Origin of the sequence: Nocardioides sp. LMS-CY (assembly GCF_018732145.1) — a bacterium.
Lineage (GTDB): Bacteria > Actinomycetota > Actinomycetes > Propionibacteriales > Nocardioidaceae > Nocardioides > Nocardioides soli.
This window is the reverse complement of the sequence record NZ_CP076104.1, coordinates 3,571,911-3,587,638: the sequence shown is the minus strand read 5'-3', so window position 1 is coordinate 3,587,638 and position 15,728 is coordinate 3,571,911. Positions and strand designations below refer to the sequence as shown.

Here is a 15,728-nt window from a genome sequence, read left to right as displayed (position 1 = left end):
ACGCCACCGGCGGGGTCAGCGACTGAGCTCCACGTCGGAGTCGGCCGAGACGGGTACGGCGCCGAGGTCGCCGGCGACCAGGTCCTCGAGCGTGCCCAGCGCGACGTCCGCGCTGCGCTGGGCACGCCGCTCGGCCTTCACCCGGCCCCGGCGCGCCACGGGAGCCGGCGGCTCGGTCGTGTCGTCGCTCGGCGAGGCGCTCGGGCTCGTCGGGGCCGGCGACGGCTCGGCGGGCTCGGGGACCGCCACCGGCACCGGTGTCCGCAGCGCCGCCGCCTGCTCGGCGACCCAGGCCCGCAGCGCCGCGAGCGCCTCACGGGAGAGCCGGTCCGCGTGCCGGGAGGCCACGACCACCTGGTAGGCGACGCCGGTCGCCCGGCAGGACTCGCACGCGGCGGTGGCGGCGAGGGCCCGGTTGTTGGGCACGATCGTCGGCACGCCGCGCAGGACGACTACCTGCACCGACAGGGCGGTCGCGGCGCACTGCCCGCAGCCCTGGGTCCAGGCCGTGGCGGTGTTGTCCAGGCGGGCCTCCCCACCCCGGCTGACGTAGAGGACCTGCAGGGCGGTGCCGGCCGCGTCGCAGCCGTCGCAGGCCGCCGAACCGGTCGCGACGACGTCCGCCTTCACGGAGCGCCAGCGGGCGACGTCGGACCCGAACGCGTCGTCCGTGACGGCCGGCTCGGCGGCGGACGCGTTGGCACTGGCCACCAGGTCGAGGTCACGGTCCAGGGGGTCCGGGTGGGCGGCGGGCGCCGAGGTGCTCGCCGCGGTCAGCACCAGGACGCCGGCGAGCACGGTCGACGTGATGAGGCGCCGGCGCGTCACGGCCGGTCACCCATCTGCACGAAGTTGTCGGCCACCGCGGCGGCGATGTCCACCAGGCTGTCTCGGGTCTTGCGGTGCAGTGCGGACATGTCGGTCAGTGCTCCTTGCTCGAGGGCGTCGTCCCAGGGGACGGTCACCACGTGTTCACATCGCTTCTCGAAGTGACGCCGCATCAGGTCGGGCGGGGCGGCACCGTTGCGTTGGGCGTTGACGACGACGACCGCGCGGGACACCAGGTCGTCGAAGCCGTGCTCGTCCATCCAGTCGAGGGTGAGCGCGCCGGCTCGGCCCCCGTCGATGCCGGGGCGCACCACCAGCACGATCTGGTCCGCCTCGGTCAGGAGGCCCTGATTGGCGCTGTCGAGGATGCCGGTCCCGGTGTCGAGCACGATCAGGCTGTAGAACCGGTCGAGGATCTGGACCAGCCGGTGGTAGTCGTTGCGGTCCAGCGCCATCCAGATCCGGGGGTCGTCGTCCGAGGCGAGCACCTCCAGGCGCGACTCGATCGCCTGCGCGGTGTACGAGCGCAGCGTCGCGTAGCTGGTGATCGTCTCGAGATCCCGCAGCACGTCGGTGATGGTGCGGTCGTGCGGAGGGGCGACCCGGTGGGCGAGGTTGCCGGCGTCGGGGTTGGCGTCGACGGCGATGACCCGGTCGCCCCGCAGCAGCGCGAACGTGCTGCCGAGCGCCAGCGAGATCGTGGTCTTGCCGACGCCGCCCTTGCGGCTCATGACCACGACCCGGCGCGAGCCGGTGATGGGCGTGCGCAGCCGCCGCTCGAGCTCGTGCCGGCGCTGCTCGACGGCGCTGGGCCCCGGGTTGAGCAGGTGGCCGCTGCCGTCGTACACGACCCGGCGCCAGCCGCGCTCCGGGACCGGCGCCTGCGGCCGGTACATGATCGCGTCGGTGAAGTCGGCGGCCGAGAGCGCTAGCGGCGGGTCGGCGGCCGGGAGGCCACCGACGTCGGTGTCGAGGCCGATCCGCTCCTCCCAGGTCCCGAATCGCGTGGCGATCCGCGCGCGCGTGAGGGCGGTCAGCGAGGTGGCGAGCCGCCACAGCATGACGGCGATCCCCACGAGCGGCACCAGGATCAGCGCGATCGAGATGACCGCGAGCGTCATGGCCGCCCAGTCGCGCAGCTCCCACGCCAGGTCGAAGACCTGCTGCTGGAGGCGGATCCCGGCGCGACCGCGGGCGACGAACTCGGGCAGGTGCCACAGCGTCCAGACGACGGCGCCCGTCAGGAGCGGCACCACCACCAGCACCCAGCCGGCCACGAAGCGCCGGGCGTAGGGGCGCAGCTCGGTGACCCGAGGGTCGACGGGGTGGCCGGGTCGCAGGCTGCGCAGCACCGGCCCGACCCGCGCGAAGAGGTCGGGTACGCCGGCCACGTCGGACACCACGTAGTAGCCGTCGAACCGGACGACGGGGATCAGCTGCTGCAGCATCTGCACCTGCAGCACGAAGGCGGTGAGGAGCAGCAGGCCGCTGCCGGTGGCGAAGTGGGCGGCCGCCAGGACCAGCACGGTCAGCACGTTGAAGTACAGGCCGCCGAGGTCGGTGCGCACCCGTCCGCCGCGGCTGAGCCGGTAGGAGTCGGTGACGTCGGTGTAGAACGCCGGGAAGACGATGTAGATGCCGACGCCGATCTCGCCCGGCCTGGCGCCCCCGTAGCGGCACGCCGCCGCGTGGCCCAGCTCGTGGACCACCGCGGCCAGGGTGAGCAGGGCGTAGATCACCAGCGCCAGGGTCGGCCTGATGAACACCTCGGTGACGGCGGGCCAGAATCCGCCACTGGTGACCAACGCGATGTCGGCGACCACCAGCCCGACCAGGGCGACGAGGACGAAGGGCGGCCACAGCAGCAGGGCGAGCACCCCCGCGAGGCGCCGGGTCCACCGCGCCGGCAGCAGGGTCGCCTTGACCGTCAGCGCCAGCAGCGGTCGGGCGCGGACCGGTCGGGCGATCTCCTCCGACTCCTCGGGCAGCACCAGCCCGAGCGGCTGCAGCTGGGTCGTCACCAGGTGCTCGAGGCCCTCGGCGGTGAGGGTGCGCCCGTACGCCGCGCTCACGTCGGCCGCGACGTCGGCCGCCGGGCGGGGCGGCTCCACGTGAACGACGACCAGGTGGAGCAGCTCGGACAGCTGCACCACCTGGTCGTCGGAGCGCCGTACCAGGAAGGCCACGTCACGCAGGCCCGATCCCTGGACCGGCCCGAGGAGCTGCAGACCGAGGGCGCGACGCCACCGCCGCCCCGTGGCGGGCGGTGTGTCGGCGAGGTGGTCTGCAGTCGTGGGGTTCATCGCTCTGGTGTGCTCTGGTGTGCTCTGGGGAGGTGCTGAGGACGGCGGGCGCGCCAGAGCAACACACCCGCCGCCTGATCGGAGTCAGGCGCGGTGACGGGGTCGCGATCGGAGGGTCGCGATCACGACATCTGGACCGATGCGAGGTACTGCATCGCGAGCGCGTTCGCCTGCGAGTTGATGGTGGCGGCGTTGATCGCGATGGCGAGGTTGACACCGACGACGTTGGTGACGTTGACGCACCCGATCTGGCAGCTCATCGTCTCCCGGCGGGGAAGCGGCACGGCCGCCTGCGCGTCTAGCTCGGCGAGGGCCATCTCTGGACGACGGGACATCCTGGTTCACCCCCTTTCGGCTCTCGGCGGTGTGGTCGGCGTGACCTCCCGGCGAGCGGGAGGCCACGCGTCGGGCATCAGCCCTGGGTCACGGTGATCGACTGGGCGGCCGCACTGTTGGCCATGGAGTACAGCGACGCCGCGTTGAGTGCCAGCGAGGAGTTGGACGCGAAGACGTTCGCCCAGTTGGTGTTGCCGAACGTGAGCGTCTCCCGTGCCGGAAGCAGCTCGGTGCGCTCGGCCTCGAGCTCTGCGATGGTCAGTTCCCTGCGCATTGGTGTTCACCTCCCCCCGATGGCGCGGTGGAATGAGGGGCACATGAGAGCGAGCCCTGCGTGACACCAGCGTGACCGCGGCGTGACGCGCCCAATATCGGGTATGTCCGGTGCCGGTCGATCGCGGGCGAGCCGCGCCCTGCCAGGCTGAAGGATTCCGTCTTGGCGGTCCTCGGGGAGGCAGGGATGCCAGAGCACAGCAGCGCCGGGGCGCCGTGCTCGACCCTGCGCCTGCTGGGCCGGTGGCAGCTGGTCGCCGACGGATCGGACGTCGAGCTCGGCCACCGCGAGCAACGGCTCACCGCGCTGTTGGGCCTGGCCGGGCGCAGCGGTCGGCTGCACGTCGCCGGCCTGCTGTGGCCCGAGAGCACCGACGCGCGAGCACTCGGCAGCCTGCGCCGGGCCGTCCTCCAGACGCGGCGGCGCAGCCCCGGCCTGCTCGAGGTCGACCGCCTCAGCATCGGGCTGGACGCCCACGTCGAGGTCGACGTCGACGGCGTACGGCGCGCCGCCGCCGCGGCCGCCGCCGTGACCGAGGAGGAGATCGCCGCCGGAGAGCTCGGGGCGCTGATGAGCCGGCTGGTGGGGGAGGAGCTGCTCCCCGGGTGGTACGACGACTGGGTCGTGCCGGAGCGCGAGCACCTCGAGCAGCAGCGGGTGAAGGCGTTCGAGCGGATCGCCCGGCGCGCCCTCGAGGAGCGAGACCTGGCGCTCACCATCGAGGCCGCCCGGGCCGCCAGCGACATCGACCCGCTGCAGGAGGCCGCTAGCGAGCTCGCGATCCGCGGCTACCTGGAGCGCGGTGACCTCGGCAGCGCGCTGCGGGAGTTCGGTCGCCACCGCGAGGCGATGAGCGACGAGCTCGGCGCCCCGCCGTCGCGCGCGATCCTCGAGCTGGTCGAGCCGATCCTCGCGCCGCCGGCTCCGGTCGAGACGCCCCCTCAGCCCGCGCACCCGCCGCCCCCGCCGCCCTCGGCGCCCCGGCGCGTCCCGAGCCCGCCCGCTCCGAGCGGTCCGGCCCCGCCGGTGCCGGCGCACGCGTTCGCCGGGTCGATCGGCGCCCGCGGTGCCGTCGTGCGGCTGCTGAGCGTGGCGGCGCTGATCCTGGTCGCGGCGGTGGCAGTGGCCGGGGTCGGATCCGACCGCGACGGCGGCGGCGCGGACCCTCGGGCCGGCTCGACGCGCTCACCGATGCGGGTGCTCCGCGTCGACGGGGCGATCCGGGCCGGGCAGATGGTGGTGCGTCCCGTGGAGGCGACGGTCGGGCGGGCCGCCTTCCTGGTGTGGGCCACCCTGCGGCCCACCCGCGTCCGTCTCGAGGTGGACGCCGCCGGGCCGAACGTCGTCCGCAGCCTGCTGGTGCGTGGTCCGCACGGACGCCACCTGGTGCTGGGTGGGCTGGATCCGGGTGTCCACCGATGGTCGGCGACCTCCCCGACCGCATCGACGGTGAGCGGCCGGGTGCGGGTGTTCGACCGGCCCGCCGCGGCCGGTGACGACTCCGTGGTCGAGGCGGCCGCCCCGGCTGCGACCCCGCCGCCTGCTCCCACGACCTCGGCGACCCCGACGTCCCCGCCGGCCTCGAGTCCCAGTCAGCCGGCCTCACCGCCGACCGCGACCGGAGCGCCCGCACCGAGCCAGCAACCCCGTCCCACCCCGGAACCCAGCCCCACTGCGCGCCCGAACGACCCCGGCACCGTGCAACCGACGCCTGTGGGCTGAGGAGGCAGCCATGTTGAAGACCCTGCTCGTCGCGCTCGTGGTGGGCGCGGCGTCCTTCCTCACCGGCCCCTCCGGCGTCGCGGCGGCGACGTCGGACCGCCCGGACACCGCCCACCGGTGGGTCGGCTACGAGATCCCGCGCAACGGCCGGGCCGACGGTGGCTGGATCGGCGGCTACCGGATCGACGACACGCCGATCTTCGTGACCACCCCCGCCAGGGAGCCCAACGTGTCGGGCTACCGGCCGGCACGCGTCGTCGAGAACCTCGATGGGCGGGGCGGGGCGTCGAGCACGGAGACGGAGCGGGCGGCCTGGATCCTGTCGAAGTACGGCGGCTACCGCGACGCCACGCAGGCGGCCGCGGTCGACGCGAGCGTCTACGCCCTCGTGGTCGGGGGTCGCTGGCGCACCACGGGGGAGCGGGGTGCGCACCGGATCCGCGAGACGCCGGCGTCCGCGACGGTGCGGCGGTTCGCGCGGATCATGCTCGCCCAGGCGAGCCGGCACGCGGGGGAGTACGACGCGCGGGTGACGGCGCGGGGCGCGGACGTGGGCGGCACGATCACGGCCACGGTCACGGTGACCGACGGCGGGGGCCGTCCGGCCGCTGGGCTGCCGGTGACCCTGGTCGCCGCCGGTGCCAGCGCGGTCCAGGCGGTCAGCGGGGACGACGGCCGGGCGGTGGCGCGGTTCGCGGCCCCGCAGCCCGGGTGGCGGAGGATCACCGCGACCGTGGGCAAGGTGCCCGAGCACCGGCTCCACCTCAGGCTGCCGGTCCGGCGGGGCCAGGCGGCCGCGGCCGAGGGCGGAGACCGGAGGACGCTGGTCGCGACGACGCGCGCCGCCGTCCGAGGCCCCCAGGCGCTGGCGCTCCGGGCCACCCCGGCCACCGTGCTGGTGGGCTCGCCGACGCAGGTCACCGCCACCGTGAGCGGTGACGGCACGCAGCGCGCCCTGACCGGGACCCTCCACGGGCCCTTCGCCACGACCTCGGAGGCACACTGCGGCGGCTCGGCCGGCGGCACCGTCACCGCGACCGTGGGCGCCGACGGCGACTACATCCTGCCGCCGGTCAGCCCGGGAGCGCCCGGCTACTACGTGTGGCAGGTGGCGGTCGACGGGACGGCCACCGCGCTGGCCGCCACGGCCTGCGGCGCCGCCACCACGGTCAAGGCGGTGGCCCAGGTCTCCGTGACCGCCCTGGACCCGGAGATGCAGCCCGGCAACGCGGAGGTTCGAGTGAGCCTCTCCGGCCTGCCCCGCTACCCCGCCGTCACGACGACCCTGAACGTGTGGGGGCCGTACGCCAGTCAGCAGGCGATGACGGCGGGCGGCTGTTCGGGGGCGATCGCCGCAGCCGTGGACCAGAAGATGAACGGCGACGCCACGGTGACGCTGATCCCCTACGTCGGCGAGGCCGGGTGGTACGCCCTGCAGGCGACGGTCCCGCCGGGTGAGCTCCACCAGGGGGCGCGGTCCGCCTGCCTGGCCCTCGGCACGGTGCTGCACGTGTCGTGAGCCGGGCCTACGCGGTCGGTCCTACGCGGTCGGTCGGGCAGCGAGCGGGAGGCGCACGGTGATGGTGGTGCCCTCGAGGTGGGCGGAGCGTACGTCGATCCGCCCGCCGTGGGCCGCCACGATCGCCGCGACGATCGACAGGCCGAGCCCGGTGCCGGGGATGGCCCGCTCCTGTGCGGTCGTGGACCGGAAGAACCTCTCGAACATCCCGGACTGCTCGGCCGCCGGTATGCCCACCCCGGTGTCGGCGACGGCCAGGCGGGCCTCGCCGTCGTGTGCGTCGATCGTCACCTCGATGCGGCCGCCGTCGTCGGTGAACTTGATGGCGTTGCTGAGCAGGTTGGTCAGCACCCGCTCCAGCTGCCCGTGGTCGCCGAGCACCGGCACCGGCCGCGCCGAGGCGGCGATGACGAGCTCGAGATCGCGGCCGACGAGCTGAGCACGCAGCGCGTCCTCCGCGCCGGTCGAGACCGACGCCAGGTCCAGCGCGTTGCGCTCCCACGAGGTCACCCCCGAGTCGAGACCGCTCAGCGTGAGCAGGTCGTCGCAGAGCAGGATCAGCCGCTGGCCGTTGCGCGCGATGCTCTCCAGCAGCGGCACCTGCGCCGGCGCCGGCTCGACCAGCGAGCCGTCCTCGAGCATCTCGGTGTAGCCCACGATGCTGGTCACCGGCGTGCGCAGCTCGTGGCTGACGGTGGAGACGAAGTCGTTCTTGGCCGCGTCGAGGTCGCGCATCCGCTGCACGGCGAGCCGCTCCTTCTCGAGCGCCGCGATCAGCATCTCCTGGCTGGCCCGCGCCTCGGTCACGTCGCGGCCGACGCAGAGGAAGCCGTAGTGGGCGGTGATGCTGTCGGTCACCGCGCTCAGCGACATCGAGACCGTGTGGTGGCGGCCGTCGGCGTCGACCCAGATCCAGTCCCGCGGGGTGGCCGTGCCGGACGTCTCGGCGCCGGCGACGAGGTGGGCGAACGCCGGCTCGCCCGGCCCGGTGCGCGTGCGCTCGGCGAGCTGGTCGGGGTCGAGCAGGTCGGTGAACGGCGTGCCGACCATGTCCTGTGCGTCGTGCCCCAGCAGGTTCGCGGCACCGGAGTTGAACACCGTGATCCGGCCGTCGGTGTCGATGCCGATCAGGGCGGTGGTGATGGCGGCCTCGAAGATGTGCCGGTTGAACCCGGCGGTACGCCGCTCCCGGGTCAGGTCGGTGCCGCTGATCACGACGTGCGTCGGGCGGTCGCGCTCGTCGCGCACGTAGCCGGCGTTCCACAGCACGCGGCGGCGCCGCCCGAGGTTGGTGATGACGTCGGTCTCGCGGCTCACGTGGCCGTCGGGCTCGTCGGGCAGGCCGGCCGGGTAGCCGGTCGATCCCGGAGGTGCGAACGGCATCTCCCAGATGGGGCGGCCGACGAGGTCGGACTCGACGTACCCGGTCACCGCGGTGGTGCCTCCGTTGATGCGCACCACCTCGCCGTACAGGTCGGTCACCAGGATCATCGTCGGGATGGTGTGCAGGGTGGCGTTGGTGAGCTTCTCGCTCCGGGCCAGCTCGCGGATCAGCCGTCGGCGCTGGTGGACGGCGACCGCGAGCGGGACCGTCAGCAGCATCGCGCAGAGCAGGTACCCCTGGACGAGCGTGCCCAGCGTCGAGGCGCTGATCGCGCCGCGCTCGTAGTCGAACCCGAACGGTCCGAACCCGTTGGCGCTGAGGAGCGTGACGACGACGCTGAAGGCGACCAGCTCCCACGTGAGCGCCCGGAGGTCGATCCGCAGCGCGGCCCACACCAGCACCGGCAGCGGGATGAAGGAGGCCGACAGGTCCTGGTTCGGGGAGAAGACGACCAGGGTCAGCGCGATCAGCGTGGCGGCCTGGAGCGCCAGCTCGGTGGGGCGCACGAGCAGTCGGTGCCGCAGCGGCGGGGAGATCAGGGCCGGGACGATGATCAGCGTCGCCGCGGTGTGGCTGGTGAAGAACGTCCACGCCGTCGAGACCGGGCCGGCCGTCCCGGTGAGCGCGACCGTCAGGACGCCCACCACCGTGACGGCGGCCCCGCCGAGCACGGCGGCGATCAGCAGCCGGACCAGCACGTCGCTGGAGTCGAGCACCGGCGCCCGGTCGCTGCCGCGGCGCAGGATGCTCGCGGCCACCAGCGCCTCGGCGGCGTTGCCGACCGAGAACAGCGCGGTGACGCCGACGTCGCGGCCGGCGGTGATGCTGGCCAGGCCGGTCACCACGACGATCGCGACCGCGAGCACGGGCCACCGAGTGCGCGGCTGGACCACCAGCAGCCCGACCGACAGCCCGGCGGCCGGCCACCACGCCGCGACGCTGTCGGCCTGGGGCGCGAAGGCGACGGCGTTGAGCCCGGCGACGTACGCGAGGGCGAGCAGCACCCCGGCCGCCGGCCAGCTCGCTAGACGACCCGAGAACGACATGACGCACAGTCTCTGACACGCGACGGGGTTCGTGCGAAAGAACGGACCTCCTGGGTGAGGTGGGTCGCGGGCTACCGTGGGGCACATGCTGGTGTCGGAGCAGATCGGACAGCTCTTCGTCGAGAGCGACGCCGGGCGCGACCGACTCGAGTTCACCGAGTACGGCGTGGGCGCCGCGTGGGTGGTGCTCGTGCCGGCCGAGCTGATGCCGCGGCGGATGCTCCAGCCGCTCGCCCGGGTGCTCGCCGGGGAGGGCTTCCACGTGGTCACGTTGGATCCGCTCGGCCACGGGCGATCCGACCGGCCGGCCGACCCGCAGGCCTACTCGGTCACGGCGTTCGCGGAGCAGGTGATCGCGCTGCTGGACCACATGGGCGCGCCGCAGGCGGTCGTCGGCGGCGTGTCCCTGGGCGCCAACGTCGCGCTGGAGACCGCGGCGATCGCCCCCGAGCGGGTGCGCGGGCTGATCCTCGAGGCGCCCGTGCTCGACAACGGCGTCGAGGCCGGCATCCTCACCTTCGGCCCGCTGCTGCTCACCGCCCGCTTCGTGCCGCTGGCGGTGACCGCGCTGCGGCGCGCGACCCGGCCGGTGCCGCGCGGCGTGGTGCCGTTCTGGGCCGGCATCGCGCTCGACGCCTGCGACCAGCGCGCGGACGCCGTGGCCGCGCTGGTGCACGGGCTGTTCTTCGGTCGGGCCGCACCGTCGGCGCGCGAGCGCCGGCGGATCACCGTGCCCACGCTGGTCGTCGGGCACCCCGTCGACCCGATGCGGCCGCTCGCCGACGCCGAGATGCTCGCGGCCGAGCTGCCGAACGCGACCCTGCTGCGCGCCCGCACCCCGCTCGAGTGGCGGCTGCGGCCCGCGCGCCTGGACCGGGCGGCGGTCGACCTCGCGGCCCGCTGCTGGCGCGCGCCACGCCGACGCCGTCGTACCGGATCCTGAGCCACCCCGGCAGAATGGAGGGGTGCTCTACCGTGACGAGGCGATCGTGCTGCGCACCCACAAGCTGGGTGAGGCCGACCGCATCATCACGCTGCTGACGCGGGAGCACGGCCGGGTCCGCGCGGTCGCCAAGGGGGTGCGCCGCACGACGTCGCGCTTCGGGTCGCGGCTGGAGCCCTTCACCCACGTCGACCTGCAGCTCGCCGAGGGCCGCAACCTCGACACGATCACCCAGGCCGAGACGCTCACCCCGTACGCGAAGGGCCTCGGCCTCGACTACGACCGCTACACCGCCGGGACCGTGATGCTCGAGACCGCCGACCGGCTGGTGCCCGAGGAGCGCCAGCCCGCGCTCCAGCAGTTCCTGCTGCTGGTCGGCGGGCTGCGCGTGATGGTGGCGGGCGAGCACGGGCCCGGTCAGGTGCTCGACTCCTACCTGCTGCGCTCGCTCGCGGTCGCGGGCTACGCGCCGTCCTTCGGACACTGCGCCCGCTGCGGGGAGCTGCCGGGCGCGGCCACGCACCGCTGGTTCAACCCCTCGATGGGCGGGATGCTCTGCGCGACCTGCCGGGTCCCGGGCTCGGCCAGCCCCGCACCCGCGACCGTCGAGCTGCTCGCCGCGCTGCTGAGCGGAGATTGGCCGGTCGTCGACGGCGCCGACCCGCGCTCCCTGCGCGAGGCGAGCGGCCTGGTGGCGGCGTACCTCGCCTGGCACCTCGAGCGCGGGCTGAAGTCGCTGGAGTACGTCGAGCGCTGAGCTGGGAATTGGCGCCGGGGGCCGGGGGTTCATCAAGGGATGAGGGTCAACCCGCGCCTACCCGGATGAGCTCGCCAAGGGATGCGGGGCTTCGTCCTCATTCCTTGATGAAACCGGTGCGTCTGATGCGTCCCCCGGGGCCCCGGCGGCGCCAAGCCGTCGTTTCCCCGGTCGCCCGGGGAAACGACGCGACATGCCGACGCACACCGGCGCGTCGCGCTGCTTCCCCTGACCGACGTGGCGGACCGGCCGGTGGTGCCCGGCGCCGCGACGTCCGCCACTAGGCTCGGCCGGGTGAGACGCGCCGTACGCCAGCCGACGCCGCACCCGTCGGGTGCCCGGCCGCCGGCGATCCCCAGGTCGCTGGTGCCGGGGCATGTCGCGATCGTGATGGACGGCAACGGCCGCTGGGCCAAGGAGCGCGGGCTGCCGCGCACCAAGGGCCACGAGCAGGGGGAGCACTCGCTCTTCGACGTCGTCGAGGGTGCCGTCGAGATCGGGGTCAAGGCGATCTCGGCCTACGCGTTCTCCACCGAGAACTGGTCCCGATCGCCCGACGAGGTGAAGTTCCTGATGGGCTTCAACCGCGACGTGATCCGCCGGCGGCGCGACGAGATGCACGAGCTCGGCGTGCGGGTCCGCTGGGCCGGTCGGGCGCCCCGGCTGTGGAAGTCCGTCATCGAGGAGCTGCGGGTCGCCGAGGAGCTGACCCGCGACAACGATGTCCTCACGCTCACCATGTGCGTCAACTACGGCGGCCGCGCGGAGCTCGCCGACACCGCGCGCAGCATCGCCCGGGAGGTCGCGGCCGGCCGGCTCGACCCGGAGAAGGTCACCGAGAAGACCTTCGCCCGGCACCTCTACGTGCCCGAGGTCGCCGACGCCGACCTGATCTGGCGTACGTCGGGGGAGCAGCGGCTGTCGAACTTCATGCTCTGGCAGGCGGCGTACGCCGAGCTCGTCTTCACCGACGTGCTGTGGCCCGACGTCGACCGCCGGCACCTCTGGCACGCCATCGAGCTCTACGCCCGGCGGGATCGTCGCTACGGCGGAGCGCTCCCGAACTCCGGCTGACCGCTCAGCTGCACCGCGGACAGGTGCCGAAGATCTCGAGCGCGTGGCTGACGTCGGCGTACCCGTGCTCGGCGGCGATGCTGCGGGTCCAGCGCTCGACCGCCGGGCCCTCGACCTCGACGGTCGCGCCGCACGAGCGGCACACCAGGTGATGGTGGTGGCTCTCCGAGCAGCGCCGGTAGACGGCCTCGCCATCCTCGGTGCGCAGCACGTCGACCTCGCCGGCCTCGGCCAGCCGCTGGAGCGTGCGGTAGACGGTCGCCAGGCCGACCTGCTCGCCGCGCTCGCCGAGCAGCTCGTGGATCTCCTGGGCGGAGCGGAAGTCGGCGAACGACTCCATCGCGTCGACCACGGCCCGGCGCTGCCGGGTGGGTCGCATGCCGGTGGGCTCAGTGCTCGTCATAGTGCCTCCCGTGGGCGGCGTGCCGGTGGCCGTCGTGGACGTAGTCGACGTGGTCGCCGTGCGGCACCGCCACATGGCCGCAGTCCTCGCCGTGCTCGTGCGGATGCTCGTCGGCGGTGTGGTGGGCGGTCGCCCCGACCACGGGGAAGGGCTGCCGCAGCCGGCGCCGCGACCGCAGCCACACGCCCACCGGCCACGACACCACGAAGCAGGCGAGCGCGAGCAGCACGATCGTGGGCCCCGGGGCCACGCGCGCGTGGAACGAGGCGTACGCCGAGAGCAGCAGCCCGCCCAGCGACGCGACCGTGCCGAGCACCATCGCCGCGGCCAGCGTGGTGCGGAAGGACCGGCTCAGCTGCTGGGCGGTCGCGACCGGCACCACCATCAGCGCGGAGACCAGCAGCAGCCCGACGGTGCGCATCGCGACCGTGACGCTGACCGCCGCGAGCACCGCGACCAGCAGGTTGTAGAAGCGGATGTTCAGGCCCGCGACCTTGGCGAACTCCTGGTCCTGCGCCACCGCGAAGAGCTGCGGCGCCAGCCCGAGCCCGACCAGCACCACGACGGCGGCCAGGACCATCGTGACGATCACGTCGGTGATCGAGATCGTGGTGATCGAGCCGAAGAGGTACGTCTGGAGGGTCGCGCCGCTCTCGTTGGCGAGCCCGGTGATGAGCACGCCGCCCGCGAGGCCGCCGTAGAACAGCAGCGCCAGCGCGACGTCGCCGTTCGCATGCCCGCGCTCACGGATCACCTCGATGGTGATCGCGCCGGCGATCGCGACCAGCACCGCCGTCCACGTGGGGGAGGTGCCGGTCAGCAGCCCGATGGCGACACCGGTGACGGCGACGTGGCCGATGCCGTCGCCCATCAGGGCGAGCCGCCGCTGCACGAGGTAGGTGCCGATCGCGGGCGCGGCCAGGCCGGTGAAGATCGCGGCCAGCATCGCCCGCTGCATGAACGGGAGGCCGAGCAGGTCGATGAAGTCGCTCACGGCGTGCCTCCCTCGATCAGCGAGGACACGTGCGGCGCATGGTCGTGGGAGTCCGGCACCGCGTGGTGGTGTCCGTGCTCGTGGAGGTGCAGGTGGGCCGTGGCGACCTGCTCGCTGGCCAGCGGCGGGCCGTCGTAGGCGATCAGCCCGTCGCGCATCACGACCGCGCGGTCGATGAGCGAGGCCATCGGACCGAGCTCGTGGGCCACCAGCACGATCGTGGCGCCGCGGCCGGACAGGGTCTCGAGGGTGTCGGCCAGCACCTGCTGGTTGGGCAGGTCGACGCCGGCGGTCGGCTCGTCGAGGAAGAACAGCTCGGGCTCGCCCGCGAGCGCACGCGCGATCAGCACCCGCTGCTGCTGGCCGCCGGAGAGCGACGAGACGCCGTCGCGGGCCCGATGGGCCAGGCCGACCACCTCGAGCGCATCGTCGATCGCGGCCCGGTCGGCGCGTCGCAGCGGGCGCAGCGGGCGCCGCCGGGTCAGGCGGCCCGAGGCGACGACCTCCCAGACCGAGGCGGGTACGCCGGAGGAGGCGCCGCCACGTTGCGGCACGAAGCCGATCCGCTGCCAGTCGTGGAACCGGTCGAACGGGGTGCCGAACAGCCGCAGGGACCCGGTCGCCAGCGGCCAGAGCCCGGTGAGGGCCCGCACCAGCGTCGACTTGCCGGAGCCGTTGGCGCCCATCAGGGCGACGAACTCGCCCTGCCGCACGGTGAGGTCGATGTGCCGGAGGATCGGTCGGCCGGCGATGGCGACCGCGCCGTCGTCCAGCTCGACGACGGGAGGTTCGGTGTCGGGCTCGCTCAACAGCCGTTCGCCTCCTCCAGGGCCGCCAGGTTGGCACGCATGAGGGAAAGGTAGTCCTCGTCGACGGTGTCGTCGGTCAGGCCCTCGAGCGGGTCCAGCACCGCGGTCCGCACGCCGGTGTCCTTCGCCAGCTGCTCGGCGATGTCGGGACCGACCAGCGACTCGTAGAAGACGGTGGTGATGCCGTCGTCGCGGATCAGCTCCTCGAGGTGGGCGAGGTCCGCGGGGGTCGGCTCGGCGTCGGGGGAGAGTCCCGCGATCGGCTCGAACTCGAGGCCGTACCTGCCCAGGTAGCCGAACGCGTCGTGCGAGACCACGACGGTGTCGCGCTCGCACCGGGCGAGGCCGTCGGCGTACTCGTGGTCGAGAGACTCCAGGTCGTGGCGCAGGTCGCCGGCGTTCGCCCGGTAGGCGTCGGCGTGGTCGGGGTCGACCTCGGCGAGCTGCTCGGCGACCGCGTCGCCCAGGTCGGCCATCAGCAGCGGGTCGTGCCAGAAGTGCGGGTCGACGTCGCCGTGGTCGTGGTCGTGGCCCTCGTGGTCCTCGCCCTCGTGCTCGTCGGCGTGCTCGCCGGCGGGGTGCAGCTCCACGACGTCCGCCACGTCGAGCGTCATCCCCGAGGCGTTGGTCCTGATCGCGTCGTCGACCGCGGGCTGCATGCCGCTCTCGAAGACCACGAGGTCGGCCCGGGCGACGTCGGCGGTCTCCTTGGGGTTGAGCTCGAGGTCGTGCGGCTCGCCGCCGGGTGCGGTGAGGTTCTCGACCGAGGCGTGGTCGCCCGCGATCCGCTCCGCGACGTACGCGAGGGGGTAGAACGCCGCCGCGACCTGGACCCCGTCGGCGGAGGAGGCGGAGTCGTCGGTGAACGCGGCACACCCGCTGACGACCGGGAGCAGGAGGGCGACACCGGTGGCCGCGGCGGCGAGTCTGTTCATGAGAACCATTCTCAGATCAAATGAGAATGGTTGTCAACTCCGAACGGCGTTCTAGGCTTCGCCTCATGCTGGTGGTGAGTCGATTCCGGGTGCCGACGGAGCAGGCGGAGGCGTTCCGCGTCGAGATCGAGACCGCGCGGGAGGCGCTGGCGGCCTGCCGGGGGTACGTCGGCGGCGAGGTCGGCCGCAACGTCGACGACGCCGAGCTGTGGGTGCTCAGCACCCGCTGGGCCGACGTCGGCAGCTATCGCCGCGCGCTCTCGTCGTACGACGTGAAGCTGCGCGCCGTCGTCGTGCTGAGCCGGGCGCTCGACGAGCCGTCGGCCTACGAGCTGGTCGAGCCGGGAGCCGCCCTCAACATCGACGCGCCCCGGTCGATAGGCTGACCGTTCCCACACCCA

15 protein-coding genes are annotated in these 15,728 nt (G+C 73.7%); 6 read left to right on the top strand and 9 right to left on the bottom strand.

The genetic code is table 11. The features are described from left to right. Positions 1 to 15 precede the first annotated feature (15 nt). From KM427_RS17130 to KM427_RS17115, 4 genes are all read right to left on the bottom strand, one after another. A complete protein-coding gene (locus KM427_RS17130) occupies positions 16 to 828 on the bottom strand; it encodes a hypothetical protein (RefSeq protein WP_215524684.1) in 813 nt (270 codons plus the stop codon). After that, positions 825 to 3,131 carry a MinD/ParA family ATP-binding protein gene (locus KM427_RS17125; protein WP_215524683.1) on the bottom strand — a complete coding sequence of 769 codons (2,307 nt, stop codon included), beginning with the start codon at positions 3,129 to 3,131 and terminating at the stop codon, positions 825 to 827. Before KM427_RS17125 ends, KM427_RS17130 begins: the two co-directional genes overlap by 4 nt. A gap of 122 nt (positions 3,132 to 3,253) precedes the next feature. Continuing rightward, positions 3,254 to 3,466, bottom strand: coding sequence for a hypothetical protein (locus KM427_RS17120; protein ID WP_183593648.1), 213 nt, complete (start codon positions 3,464 to 3,466; stop codon positions 3,254 to 3,256). Positions 3,467 to 3,543: 77 nt separating this feature from the next. Continuing rightward, a complete protein-coding gene (locus tag KM427_RS17115) occupies positions 3,544 to 3,741 on the bottom strand; it encodes a hypothetical protein (protein ID WP_183593649.1) in 198 nt (65 codons plus the stop codon). A gap of 186 nt (positions 3,742 to 3,927) precedes the next feature. On the opposite strand from KM427_RS17115, the gene KM427_RS17110 reads away from it, so the two are divergent. Next, on the top strand, positions 3,928 to 5,463 hold the full coding sequence (locus KM427_RS17110; protein WP_215524682.1) for an AfsR/SARP family transcriptional regulator: 1,536 nt from the start codon (positions 3,928 to 3,930) through the stop codon (positions 5,461 to 5,463). Between the two features lie 10 nt (positions 5,464 to 5,473). Beyond that, the gene (locus tag KM427_RS17105) at positions 5,474 to 6,982 is read left to right on the top strand and encodes an Ig-like domain-containing protein (protein ID WP_215524681.1); all 1,509 of its coding nucleotides are present in this window, start codon (positions 5,474 to 5,476) and stop codon (positions 6,980 to 6,982) included. 21 nt (positions 6,983 to 7,003) lie between these two features. On the opposite strand, the gene KM427_RS17100 is transcribed toward KM427_RS17105, so the two are convergent. After that, positions 7,004 to 9,412 carry an ATP-binding protein gene (locus tag KM427_RS17100; RefSeq protein ID WP_215524680.1) on the bottom strand — a complete coding sequence of 803 codons (2,409 nt, stop codon included), beginning with the start codon at positions 9,410 to 9,412 and terminating at the stop codon, positions 7,004 to 7,006. A gap of 85 nt (positions 9,413 to 9,497) precedes the next feature. Here KM427_RS17100 and KM427_RS17095 point away from each other — a divergent pair, with 85 nt between their 5' ends. From KM427_RS17095 to KM427_RS17085, 3 genes are all read left to right on the top strand, one after another. Beyond that, positions 9,498 to 10,355: an alpha/beta fold hydrolase gene (locus tag KM427_RS17095; RefSeq protein WP_215524679.1), complete on the top strand. Its 858-nt coding sequence runs from the start codon at positions 9,498 to 9,500 to the stop codon at positions 10,353 to 10,355. 22 nt (positions 10,356 to 10,377) lie between these two features. Beyond that, positions 10,378 to 11,112 (top strand): DNA repair protein RecO, encoded by a 735-nt coding sequence (recO, locus tag KM427_RS17090; protein ID WP_215524678.1) that lies wholly within the window; start codon positions 10,378 to 10,380, stop codon positions 11,110 to 11,112. Positions 11,113 to 11,406: 294 nt separating this feature from the next. Next, positions 11,407 to 12,186 carry an isoprenyl transferase gene (locus tag KM427_RS17085; protein WP_183593898.1) on the top strand — a complete coding sequence of 260 codons (780 nt, stop codon included), beginning with the start codon at positions 11,407 to 11,409 and terminating at the stop codon, positions 12,184 to 12,186. A 4-nt stretch (positions 12,187 to 12,190) separates the two neighbouring features. Here the strand turns inward: KM427_RS17085 and KM427_RS17080 are convergent, their stop codons facing one another. Genes KM427_RS17080 through KM427_RS17065 form a run of 4 tightly spaced genes read right to left on the bottom strand, consistent with a single transcriptional unit; the run spans position 12,191 to position 15,327 of the window. After that, positions 12,191 to 12,589, bottom strand: a complete 399-nt coding sequence (locus tag KM427_RS17080; protein ID WP_183593655.1) for a Fur family transcriptional regulator — start codon at positions 12,587 to 12,589, stop codon at positions 12,191 to 12,193. After that, a complete protein-coding gene (locus KM427_RS17075; RefSeq protein WP_252274596.1) occupies positions 12,576 to 13,583 on the bottom strand; it encodes a metal ABC transporter permease in 1,008 nt (335 codons plus the stop codon). The genes KM427_RS17080 and KM427_RS17075 overlap by 14 nt, the downstream gene beginning before the upstream one ends. Then, positions 13,580 to 14,392 carry a metal ABC transporter ATP-binding protein gene (locus KM427_RS17070; RefSeq protein WP_215524677.1) on the bottom strand — a complete coding sequence of 271 codons (813 nt, stop codon included), beginning with the start codon at positions 14,390 to 14,392 and terminating at the stop codon, positions 13,580 to 13,582. The genes KM427_RS17075 and KM427_RS17070 overlap by 4 nt, the downstream gene beginning before the upstream one ends. Next, on the bottom strand, positions 14,389 to 15,327 hold the full coding sequence (locus KM427_RS17065) for a metal ABC transporter substrate-binding protein (protein WP_215524676.1): 939 nt from the start codon (positions 15,325 to 15,327) through the stop codon (positions 14,389 to 14,391). Before KM427_RS17065 ends, KM427_RS17070 begins: the two co-directional genes overlap by 4 nt. Positions 15,328 to 15,392: 65 nt before the next feature. On the opposite strand from KM427_RS17065, the gene KM427_RS17060 reads away from it, so the two are divergent. Beyond that, positions 15,393 to 15,713, top strand: coding sequence for an antibiotic biosynthesis monooxygenase family protein (locus tag KM427_RS17060; RefSeq protein ID WP_183593657.1), 321 nt, complete (start codon positions 15,393 to 15,395; stop codon positions 15,711 to 15,713). Positions 15,714 to 15,728: the final 15 nt, after the last annotated feature.

Excerpts from the sequence above, each read along its gene's own strand:
- KM427_RS17095 (WP_215524679.1), top strand. The coding sequence starts at position 9,498 with ATGCTGGTGTCGGAGCAGATCGGACAGCTCTTCGTCGAGAGCGACGCC.
- KM427_RS17065 (WP_215524676.1), bottom strand. The coding sequence starts at position 15,327 with ATGAACAGACTCGCCGCCGCGGCCACCGGTGTCGCCCTCCTGCTCCCG.
- KM427_RS17060 (WP_183593657.1), top strand. The coding sequence starts at position 15,393 with ATGCTGGTGGTGAGTCGATTCCGGGTGCCGACGGAGCAGGCGGAGGCG.
- KM427_RS17125 (WP_215524683.1), bottom strand. The coding sequence starts at position 3,131 with ATGAACCCCACGACTGCAGACCACCTCGCCGACACACCGCCCGCCACG.
- KM427_RS17115 (WP_183593649.1), bottom strand. The coding sequence starts at position 3,741 with ATGCGCAGGGAACTGACCATCGCAGAGCTCGAGGCCGAGCGCACCGAG.
- KM427_RS17080 (WP_183593655.1), bottom strand. The coding sequence starts at position 12,589 with ATGACGAGCACTGAGCCCACCGGCATGCGACCCACCCGGCAGCGCCGG.
- KM427_RS17100 (WP_215524680.1), bottom strand. The coding sequence starts at position 9,412 with ATGTCGTTCTCGGGTCGTCTAGCGAGCTGGCCGGCGGCCGGGGTGCTG.
- KM427_RS17120 (WP_183593648.1), bottom strand. The coding sequence starts at position 3,466 with ATGTCCCGTCGTCCAGAGATGGCCCTCGCCGAGCTAGACGCGCAGGCG.
- KM427_RS17110 (WP_215524682.1), top strand. The coding sequence starts at position 3,928 with ATGCCAGAGCACAGCAGCGCCGGGGCGCCGTGCTCGACCCTGCGCCTG.
- KM427_RS17105 (WP_215524681.1), top strand. The coding sequence starts at position 5,474 with ATGTTGAAGACCCTGCTCGTCGCGCTCGTGGTGGGCGCGGCGTCCTTC.